Origin of the sequence: Rhizobium sp. ZW T2_16, assembly GCF_044987325.1 — a bacterium.
Taxonomy (GTDB): domain Bacteria; phylum Pseudomonadota; class Alphaproteobacteria; order Rhizobiales; family Rhizobiaceae; genus Neorhizobium; species Neorhizobium cellulosilyticum.
Map to the genome: position 1 here is coordinate 1 of NZ_JBJDRG010000046.1, position 9,638 is coordinate 9,638.

At 57.5% G+C, this 9,638-nt stretch carries 8 protein-coding genes and 1 pseudogene; 2 read left to right on the forward strand and 7 right to left on the reverse strand.

Translation table 11 applies throughout. The features are described 5' to 3' along the window. A partial coding sequence (locus ACI3K0_RS30370; RefSeq protein WP_404946954.1) for a class II aldolase/adducin family protein occupies window positions 1-425 on the forward strand: 425 nt, incomplete at its 5' end. Between the two features lie 274 nt (window positions 426-699). Here the strand turns inward: ACI3K0_RS30370 and ACI3K0_RS30375 are convergent. The 7 genes from ACI3K0_RS30375 to ACI3K0_RS30405 all read right to left on the reverse strand — a co-directional run bounded on the left by ACI3K0_RS30375 (window position 700) and on the right by ACI3K0_RS30405 (window position 9,297). Further along, the gene (locus ACI3K0_RS30375) at window positions 700-1,515 is read right to left on the reverse strand and encodes an ATP-binding cassette domain-containing protein (protein WP_206829403.1); all 816 of its coding nucleotides are present in this window, start codon (window positions 1,513-1,515) and stop codon (window positions 700-702) included. A 13-nt stretch (window positions 1,516-1,528) separates the two neighbouring features. Continuing rightward, window positions 1,529-2,284, reverse strand: a complete 756-nt coding sequence (fhuF, locus tag ACI3K0_RS30380) for a siderophore-iron reductase FhuF (protein ID WP_206829406.1) — start codon at window positions 2,282-2,284, stop codon at window positions 1,529-1,531. After that, window positions 2,268-4,277 carry a Fe(3+)-hydroxamate ABC transporter permease FhuB gene (fhuB, locus tag ACI3K0_RS30385; RefSeq protein ID WP_404946955.1) on the reverse strand — a complete coding sequence of 670 codons (2,010 nt, stop codon included), beginning with the start codon at window positions 4,275-4,277 and terminating at the stop codon, window positions 2,268-2,270. The genes fhuF and fhuB overlap by 17 nt, the downstream gene beginning before the upstream one ends. A gap of 3 nt (window positions 4,278-4,280) precedes the next feature. After that, window positions 4,281-5,132, reverse strand: coding sequence for an ABC transporter substrate-binding protein (locus ACI3K0_RS30390; protein WP_404946956.1), 852 nt, complete (start codon window positions 5,130-5,132; stop codon window positions 4,281-4,283). A 38-nt stretch (window positions 5,133-5,170) separates the two neighbouring features. After that, window positions 5,171-7,558: a TonB-dependent siderophore receptor gene (locus ACI3K0_RS30395; protein ID WP_404946957.1), complete on the reverse strand. Its 2,388-nt coding sequence runs from the start codon at window positions 7,556-7,558 to the stop codon at window positions 5,171-5,173. A gap of 152 nt (window positions 7,559-7,710) precedes the next feature. Further along, window positions 7,711-8,691, reverse strand: coding sequence for a FecR family protein (locus ACI3K0_RS30400; protein WP_404946958.1), 981 nt, complete (start codon window positions 8,689-8,691; stop codon window positions 7,711-7,713). A 102-nt stretch (window positions 8,692-8,793) separates the two neighbouring features. After that, window positions 8,794-9,297 (reverse strand): RNA polymerase sigma factor, encoded by a 504-nt coding sequence (locus ACI3K0_RS30405; protein WP_353654295.1) that lies wholly within the window; start codon window positions 9,295-9,297, stop codon window positions 8,794-8,796. Window positions 9,298-9,536: 239 nt separating this feature from the next. Here ACI3K0_RS30405 and ACI3K0_RS30410 point away from each other — a divergent pair. Then, window positions 9,537-9,638: pseudogene (locus tag ACI3K0_RS30410) on the forward strand (IS5/IS1182 family transposase); the annotation flags it as partial.

Below are 9,638 nucleotides of genomic sequence, written 5' to 3' on the forward strand. Positions count from 1 at the left end.
GCGACAAACCGACAAAAGAAGCATTTCTGCACCAGTGCGTTTACTGCAACCGCAGGGCTGCCAACGCCGTCGTTCATCTTCATTCAACTCACGCGGTTGCACTCAGCATCCTGCCGGAAATCAATCGCGCCGACGCTCTTCCGCCGCTTACCGCCTATTATGTCATGCGTGTCGGAAGGCTTCCGATCGTCGATTATTTCCCGCCGGGTGATGTGAGGCTGGCAGCGGCTGTCCAGCGCAAAATCAGTCATGCGCATGCGGTCCTTCTAGCAAACCACGGGCCGGTTGTTTCGGGAAAATCGTTGCTGGAGGCGCAATACGCAGCTGAAGAGTTGGAAGAGACTGCAAAGCTCTACCTGTTGGTCAGAGGCCTCAAGGTGTCGTCGCTGACGCAGGCGCAAGTTGATGAACTCTCGCGCGGATAGCTGCAGGGCGGGGGATTGCGAGTTTCAACGCATGCCTCATGGCTGAAACAGCCGCCGAACGTCGTGCGCCTTTCTGTTATTTGCCGAGTCTGGGACGTATCGCTCGTAACTAAAGTGCCATAAAAACGATGTGCGTCATGGCTAACTGCCGCAAAAACACGTCAAGTCAGCGGCGGTGCCCTCGGTTCGATTTCCCATCAAGGCGTAGAAGCGTTACATCCGCTCTGACCTCTATGCCAAACGTTTTGGCCGTAGTCGCCGCTCACGAGTCCATTCAGCGGACGAAACTGATAGGCTGATGGGTGTCGGGATGGGACATTATTCCCATTTCAATCCCGTACACCAATCGTAGGCAGTCAGGGGTCATGATGTCCGCCGGGGTGCCACGCGCAATCATCCTGCCGGTATGCAGGGCGACAATTTTGTCGCAGAAACGTGCGGCCATGTTGACGTCGTGCAGGACTGCGATGACGCCCATGCCTCGATCATTCGAAAGGCGATGAATCAAGGCAAGCATTTCTACCTGGTGAGCCACATCGAGTGCTGATATTGGTTCGTCGAGTAACAGGCACTCAGCGTCCTGGGCAACAAGCATCGCCAACCATGCGCGCTGACGCTCTCCGCCGGAAAGGGTATCGACCAGGCGGTCCGCCAAATTAATGACGTCCGTCAGATGCATTGCGTCCTCAACCTTCTGGCCATCAGCCTGACTGAAACGGCCGAGCGCACCATGCCAGGGGTAACGACCCAGCCTTACAAGTTCACGGACACGCATGCCGGCTGTGACAGGTATCTGTTGCGGAAGATAGGCAACTTTGCGGGCGTAGGGCCTGTCTGCCCATTCGCCGAGTGTTTTACCCTCAAACCGGATGCTTCCTCCTGAGGCCGCCTGGTGCCGCGCCAAAAGCTTGAGAAGTGTCGATTTCCCGGAGCCGTTATGTCCGATCAGTCCGACAAAACTGCCGGCGGGAACCTTCATAGTCAGCGGCTGCAGAAGGACGCGATCGGAGACGGCGAAAGTCACATTTTCGAGCTCGAACAGAGCGTCCGTCGCGTCAGAAATAGCAGGTTTTAAGACTTGTTGCGGCATGAGCTGGCCTCGTTCATACATGTTGTTTTTGCGATGTGTCCCGCATCGGTTTTCGCGGAGGGACTTCTTCCAAAGGGCAGGTTCCGCAGAGTTTCAGGGACGCGCTGAGATATCTCAGGCAGCAGACTTTTCGTTTTCGGATTTGTTGCCCGTTGGCGCGCTCGTAGCGTATCGGCTCAAAGAGTAGGTTCCGCCTCCCATCGTTCCAGAGCCTGCTTGCGAGCATCTCCCGCCCGTGCCGCACACTGGGCGTCTCTCCTGCCAACCGAGCACAGTGGCCGACGACATTTTCGACAATGTTTCCGACGTTTGCCCACAGAACCTTTTGCGGCAGCGTACTCGCTTTGGAGATACTCGCGACCAGAGGCGCGACATGGCCATCGATCAAATTACCGAAACGGTCTGAGAAATCTGCCGCGTCTATCGGGCTGCCGGCGTGATCGAAAAAGAAGCTCTTCGGTCGTGCATCGTCCATGAGAGCAACACCAACCTCATCCAGTCGAACGGGCAGTGCCCGATCTAGCACGAGGTTGATAGCAAGCGTCGGCATGAGGAGATGTGAAAAATACTGTTTTGACCACTGCGAAGCCACCGCTCGTGGATCTGGTTCCACATAGTTTCCCGAGAACGTCTCGAGGATTTCCGCCATCCGCCGGTCATCGAGCAAAAGCTTGCAGGCAATGATACCGTCCCTGCCATCATGCAGACAGAGACGGTCGCCCGTTTCCGTCAGGGCTCCGGAGAACAATTGGCTATATTCGGCGATCATGCCTCAAGCCCAACATGAGAAAATATAAGCTGCCCAGTAGAGTCGCCACCGTCCCGGCGGGGATCTGCCAAGGGAAAGCGATGGTGCGGCCAATCCAATCGGCGAAGATCATACAAGTCGCGCCAATGATCGCCGCACCATATGCTTGGGACATAGGGCGATAGAGGCCGATGCTTCGGGCGATGTGCGGTGCGATCAGTCCGGCGAAGCTCAAAGGACCAACGAGCAATGTGGCGGCGCCAGTTATTGCAGCGATCACAATCATGAGGATGAGGCGGCTTTTTGCGATCCCAAGCCCGAGCGAGCGGGAGGGATCCGTGCCAAGAGGAAGGATGCTCAGCCAGCGGGCCAGCAACGGCACTGTCGCGAGCGACACAGCAGCGATGATAAGGGCGATCCAGGCATCGCGCTCGCTGACCGAGTAAGTTGATCCAGCCATCCAGCCAAGCAGGCGCTGAATGCGCATGTCGCCGAAAACTGCCATCAGAGAGGTGAGTGCGCCGGTAAGCGCTGCAAGCGCTATACCTGCAAGCAGCATTCGCTCGGAACTGAATGCAGAACGGCGGCCGGACCAGATCAGGAGCGCGAGCACTATAAGCGAGCCAAGGCCAGACAAAACCATCATTCCGCTGCGGTCGAGACCAGGTACGAAAAAGATCGCAAGCATCAAAAACAGGGCACCACCCGAGGACAGACCTAGAATTTCCGGGCTGGCCAAAGGATTTCCGGTCATTCTTTGGAGCAGACAACCGGCAATCGCCAGCATCGCGCCCCCAGCTCCCGCGGCAATCACCCGTGGGAAGCGCCACTGCCACACGGATATGAGCTGCTCGGGTGACGCCAAATGCCATCCGTCAGCGAGCCGCCCCAGCGTCAGCGCCAACACGCAAGCGATGCTGAGCGCCAAGGCCGCTCCGAAAACCCATACTCTAGTTTCGATCATGCGGACCGGCCCCGCGGCGAACATGTCCTGAGGCGGCTGGACGCGGTCCTGCAGGCTGGCCCGCCGGACGAGCCATATCAGGATCGGTGCACCGAGGAGTGCCATTGCGGACCCGGCCGGTATGTCGAGACCGCCAGCCATGGACAATATAGCCTGATCGACGAGCGATAGCAGGGCGGCAGACAGCAGCGCCCCAAACACGATACGCTGCTGATAACCTCGCGCGCCAAGACGGCTCGCGATAGCAGGGCCAACAAGACCGACGAAACCGATCGGTCCGACCGCCGCGGCAACTGCCGCACTCAAACACGCAGCAACAAGCAGGCCAATGAGGCGAATAGTGTAGACCGGAACGCCGGCGCTTTTTGCACTGTCGTCGCCGAGATCCAGGCTTGTGATCGGCCGCGTCATTAGCAAGGCGATGATTGTCGCCACTAGCAGGATCGGCAACAGGATCGTCACGTTGCTCCAGTTCGTCTGAACGAGGGACCCCGTTTGCCAGGATAGAAGGTCGCCGAGTTCCTCGAAATGGACAAGGAAAGCCGCGCCGCTGAATGCCTCGAGACCCAGGGATAGCATGAGACCTATCAGGATCACGCGCAGCGGCTGGAACTTCGATTTCGCGGCAAGGATAAAGACGGTGGGCAGTGCGAGAAGGCCCCCGATCCCGATAATTGGCTCATGTCCCCAGACAAGCGCCTGAGGCATCCAAAGAACTGTCACGAATAGGGCGGCTTTGGCGCCCGAAAATACCGCGAGTGTGCCCGGCTCCGCCAGGGGATTGCGTAGCATCTGTTGGAATAGCGCTCCGCTCAGTCCAAGTGACAGGCCCGCAATCACGCCAATGGCAAAGCGAGGAAGCAGTCCGTATGAGACCAGTACGGCTTGTAGATCGCCGGATGAACCTTGTCCGAGCGCACGATGTAGAAAGGCGATACCCCCGGCATTGGCCACGAGCAGGCCGCAGGCCGCTGCAATCGCAGCAAGTGTAACGACTGGCAGGGTAATCTGCGAGGGGGAATGTTGATATTGATCCGACGCGATAGCCATGGTTCAGCCATTCCCCGCGAGAGACGTGGTCAACTGGCGCACGAGCCGGATGGCGCTGACGACCCCGCCGCTGGGATAGACCACCGGCATGCGGGTGACCCTGCCGGCCCGCACAGCGGGTAAAACCTGCCAGAGCGGGTTGTCAGCAAGGCGAGCAACGGCAAGATCTGTTTCGCGACCGCGGTCGAAATGAATAATCCGGGCGTCAGGGCTTCCGGCAAGCTGTTCGATGCCGATTGAAGCGACACCGGATGCATTTACGCGGCCTGTCCAGGCATTCTTCAGCCCAAGCTGGGTGGTGACGTCTCCGACAAGACCGTTTCCGCCGAAGATTGCGACATGGCGAGCGTCCTGATTGAGTCGGCATAGATAGAGTGGTGGAAGCAGTCGTGCCGACAGGACTGCTTTGGCCTCTGCAAGCTCCGCATCGCAGCGTGCGATCCACTCTTCAGCCCTGGCTACGTTGCCTGTCACTCCACCAAGAATGCGCAACTGCGCCTGCATATGTTGGAGGGCGGGCGTCTTGCCGGCAAACGTGGCGATCGCTTCTGTTGCCGCGATCTGACGAAGCCTCTCCAAACCGCTCGCTTGCCAATCGGCCATTACGATGAGGTCGGGACGCAAAAGCTGGAGGTACTCGACATTCGGCTCCTGCAAAGGACCGAGGTCGACGGTATCGGTCGAGAGCGGCGGCTCTGCAACCAGCCGACGGTAAAGCGGCACGTTGGCGATTGCCATCGGGGAAATGCCGAGCGTCAGCAGCAGTTCCGTTACCAGAAGGTCCATCGAAACGATACGCTGGGGGCGATCAGCCGGGGCTTGTGCCTTTGCCGCGGAGGCGAGGCTAAAAGCCAAGCCACCGCTCACGAATTGCCGTCGGGTTGGCGCGGGTTTCACCATTTGTAGCTGAGCGTCGCCGTCACAGTCGCTGGCTCGCCATAACGGCAGCCATCGGTGTAGTTGCAGGTGTAGAACTTCTTGTCGAACAGGTTACGGGCGTTGATCTTGAGTTCCGCGCCCTCCAACTGGTCGGTGAGTTTGCCGAGATCAACGCTCGCCATCGCATCGACGAGAAGATAGGCGGGCGCATCCTGCGTGGTATTCAGAATATTGGTTGTGCCCGTGTAGCGCATGCCAGCGCCAATCTTCACGCCCTCCAGGCCGAGATCATCGAGTTTGTAATCGGCCCAAAGGGAGAAGGCGTTTCTCGGGACAAGCTGGATCTGTTGATCGAGTTCGCTTGCCAAAGCGGTCTCGGTGATGCGAGCATCGGTGTAAGAATAGGCAGCGATTAATCCGAGATTATCAATCTCGGCACGAGCTTCAAGCTCGACACCGCGCGACCTTACCTTGCCGTATTGATAAACGTTGAATGACGCATCACTGGTCGTCAGGTTGGATTGCGTGAGGTCGTAGACAGCTGCGCTTAGAAGAATATTGCTGCCAGCCGGCTGATAGCGGATACCGGCCTCGTATTGGATTGCTTCATTCGGTTTGAGTGCTTCACCTGTGGCGGTCACCGATCCAGCCTGAGGCTGAAATGATTGTGCGATGCTCACGTACGGGGCAAGCCCGTTGTCGAACAGATAAACAAGCCCAACCCGACCGGTCAGTGCATTATCGGACTGATCGGTCACACCGCCGGTCTGATACGACTTCACAGAACTGTCGGTCCAGTCCTGCCGGCCGCCGAGCAGCAGGATCCAGTGATCGTCGAACTTGATCTGGTCCTGAAGGTAAAGCCCATAACTATTGGCAGACGTGTCGGATCCGCGATCAACGGCGTAGTTGATCGGCGGATTGGTGAGCGTCACGCCGCTGTCAATATCGAGAAAGCTGTATCCCGAACCACGATAGCGGTGGCTGTCGTAGCTCCTGCGATAATAATCGAAGCCGCCGAGAACGGTGTGTTCCGCTCCGAGTGCATCGAAGGAATACTCCAGCGATGTGTCAGTTGTGGCGCCGTAGGAGTTTTCACTGCGGACACTGGCGAGGCGTGCCAGGCTGCCGCCGGTACTTGCCAAGGGAGCAAGATTGCCGATCATATAGTCCCAATTCACGTCGGAGTAAAAATAGCGCGCCTTGTTGCGCAACTTGAGGCCGTTGTCGAACTCGTGCTCGAAATCGTAACCGATCGTGTAGCTGTCACCCTTGTACTGATCGAAACCATCGATACCAAGGAACATGTTGCGGGGGATAGCGCCCGATCGGACATCTTCAAGCTGAAGTGGTGTGGCGAAACCGGCATCAAAATGCTGATAGCTCGACAAGATCGTCAAGGACGTGGCGGCGTCGGGTGCGATTGTGAGGGCAGGGGCAACATAGAGCTTGTCATCGGGCGTGTTGTGCACCCAATTGTCGGCATTGCGAACGAGGCCGGTCAAACGATAGCTGAAGACGCCGTCATCATCCAGGGGGCCGCCGAAATCGGCAGAAACCTGCTTGCGACCGTAAGTGCCGAGTTCGACGTTGACTTCATGGATTGGCGTCGTGGTCGGTCGTTTCGAAATGGAATTGATGACCCCACCCGGCGATAACTGGCCATAAAGCATGGAGGCCGCACCGCGAAGTACATCGACGCGTTCCAGACCGTAGGGTTCCTGACCGCCATCGTAGACGTTCGACTGATACTTCATGCCATCACGAAGGCTGCCAAGATTGCCGTTTGCAATGTTGAAACCGCGGATGGTCAAGTCGTCGACCGATCTGCTAAACGTGCCGGACTGCATCGCAACACCCGGCGTATACGCAAGCGACTCTGACAAGGACGTTGCGCCCTGGCTGCGGATCTGGTCCGACGTGACGACTGTCACCGATTGTGGCGTTTCGATCAGCGGGGTGTCGGTTTTGGTGCCGGCCGCAGTGACCCGCGCCACATATCCGTCGACCGGACCATTTCCAGTCTGCTCCGTGCCGATCACAATGGGTGCGAGCGTCGTTGCATCCGTAGGCGACGAGGTCGCGTCAGCCTGGCCCTCAACCGCCGAAATCGTCACGGTCGTTGCCGTTGTAAAGCGGAACGTCAGACCGGTCCCGGCAAGCAATTGAGACAAGGCTTCTTGAGGAGCCATCGTTCCGGATACGCCGGCTGTCTTTTTATTTCGAGTGATCGCGGCCGGATAAAGGAGCTGCAGATTGCTGCGGCTACCAAAGGTAGCCAGAGCAGAGCCGAGAGAACCCGACGGGATGGTATAGGAGAGGGCAACTTGCTGTAGTCTGGGGCCCATGGAACCGGCTGTCTGCGCGGAGGTCGCGATCGGCATCAGGCTTATTCCAGCCATCAACGTTGCCATTCGTCCCAAATGAGTTGCGTTGTGCCCGACGAATGCGCCCGGTTTCCCTGTTGTGTTCATTACCCTGTCCCATATGCCCTGCCGGCATTCCTTGCCGTTCAGGAGCTAAGACGAGTGGCAACCTGATCACCTCACCCCAATCATGATGTTTTTCGAAAAATATCTTGGGGGATCAGAACCACAAGCAACGGCGTCACCTCCACGGCTCGCACGGGGAGGGTGCGGACGATGGCTTCGAGAATGCCGCCCGGATTTTTGATGTCGAAAACGCCGCTGACACGCAGATTTTCCAGACCTGAACCGACGATCTGCAATCTTCCGTGCCGGTAGCGGTTGACGTCTGCCACCACGCTCCTCAGTGGTTTGTCACTGAAAATCAATCGCCCATGACGCCAGGCGGTCTCAACCTCTCCGTCGGCTATTTCGACCCTGCCCATTTCGACGCCACTGTACGAGACCATCTGACCCAGCATCAGCCGAACGTCTTGGCCACTCGGGGCTGTCACCGACACTGCGCTTTCCTGGACACTCGTCATCACCTCATCGCCCGAAACGTTGACGACGAACTGCGTGCCGAGCGCCTCGACGCTCCCTCCCTTTGCCATGACCCTGAATGGTCTGCGGCTATCTGTTGCGACGTCAAAGAAGGCGCGACCTCGTTGAAGCAGGACGTCTCGCCGTTTATCCGAGAAGTCGATCGCAATCGCCGAATTTGCATCCAGGGTCACGCCACTCCCATCCGGCAGGCGTGTCTCCCGAACTTCGGCAATTGAGGTGAACTCGTCGCTGATCACGTAGTCCTGAAAGTTTCCGACCCATCCGGCGGCGACTGCGGCGGCAGCGGTGGCGCTTCCGCCGATCAACAAGGTGCGCCTGGAGACTGTCCTTGTGCTACGGGCTGCACTCGGGCTTGGTATCCGCGATACCTGCGGTAGATTGTCAAATTGCGCCCACATCCGCTCGAGACGCTGATACTCCGCAGCATTTTCAGCAGAACGGCTGAACCATGTTCTGAATTCGTCAAACTCAGCAGGGGTGATGTCGCCGGAGTTCATGCGCGTAAACCATGCAGCAGCCTCCTGCCGCTCTTTTCCGCTGATCTCCCCGCCTTCCGTGCCCATCCGAATTCGCTCATCCAATTGATTTGTCGTGTGCTCCATCCAATAGACGGATGAGCGGGCCAAAACCACACGGGGTGCCGTGAAATTTAACCTCCGCGAGGCTCAATCGAGCATATCGCCCAATTCTGTTCTGAGGTTGAGGAGCGCCCTCATCATATGCTTCTCGACCATGCTTCTTGAAATACCGAGGCGCACGGAGATCTCTGAATGAGAGAGTTCTTCGAACTTATGAAGGAGAAACACTTCTCGCTGTCTGTCCGACAACCCTGCAAGCGCTCCCTCAAGCTTTTGGACCATTCGGCGATAGTCTATTGCCGCTTCAGGAGGTGGCGCGGGTGCAACCACGTCTGTTGGCGCATCAGCCTGGGAATAGCGTTGCCGAACGGCGCGGGCGCGCGCATGATCTGTTACCAGATTACGCGACACCTTGAAGAGATAAGCGCGAGGGTTGGCAATTGACGCTTGACCGTCGTGCGTTGTTGCGAGACGTAAAAAAGCATCCTGCAGGAGATCGGGTGCATCATCCTCTGGCACGCCTGCTCGCCGGATGAACCGCATAAGTTCACTTGAGTGGCTTTTGAAGAGCTTATGCAGGTCCCAACCCACGACACGGGTCTCACGTTGATAAAAGATGATGAACTAAGTCATCTTTTACGGCCCATACGGGGCATTTCAAGAGCAGGACTGCATCAAAGGCGGAAATTAATTCAGGACAAGACGGAGTACGTTCAATAACGCATTGAAAATGTTAGATGCCTATTGGGGCCGGCACTAGGCAGTGTCCCCATAAACAGGGTTCATCTTATTGACGGTGTGTGATTCAATCTCCTTGAAAGGAGTTTGCCATGCGCCGTCACGAATTGAGCGACGAAGAATGGGCTATCATCGCACCTCTCTTGCCGACCAATAGCCGTGGAATTGAACGTGTCGATGACCGCCGGGTGATC

Excerpts from the sequence above, each read along its gene's own strand:
- ACI3K0_RS30375 (WP_206829403.1), bottom strand. The coding sequence starts at position 1,515 with ATGCCGCAACAAGTCTTAAAACCTGCTATTTCTGACGCGACGGACGCT.
- fhuF (WP_206829406.1), bottom strand. The coding sequence starts at position 2,284 with ATGATCGCCGAATATAGCCAATTGTTCTCCGGAGCCCTGACGGAAACG.
- fhuB (WP_404946955.1), bottom strand. The coding sequence starts at position 4,277 with ATGGCTATCGCGTCGGATCAATATCAACATTCCCCCTCGCAGATTACC.
- ACI3K0_RS30395 (WP_404946957.1), bottom strand. The coding sequence starts at position 7,558 with ATGGCTGGAATAAGCCTGATGCCGATCGCGACCTCCGCGCAGACAGCC.
- ACI3K0_RS30400 (WP_404946958.1), bottom strand. The coding sequence starts at position 8,691 with ATGGGCACGGAAGGCGGGGAGATCAGCGGAAAAGAGCGGCAGGAGGCT.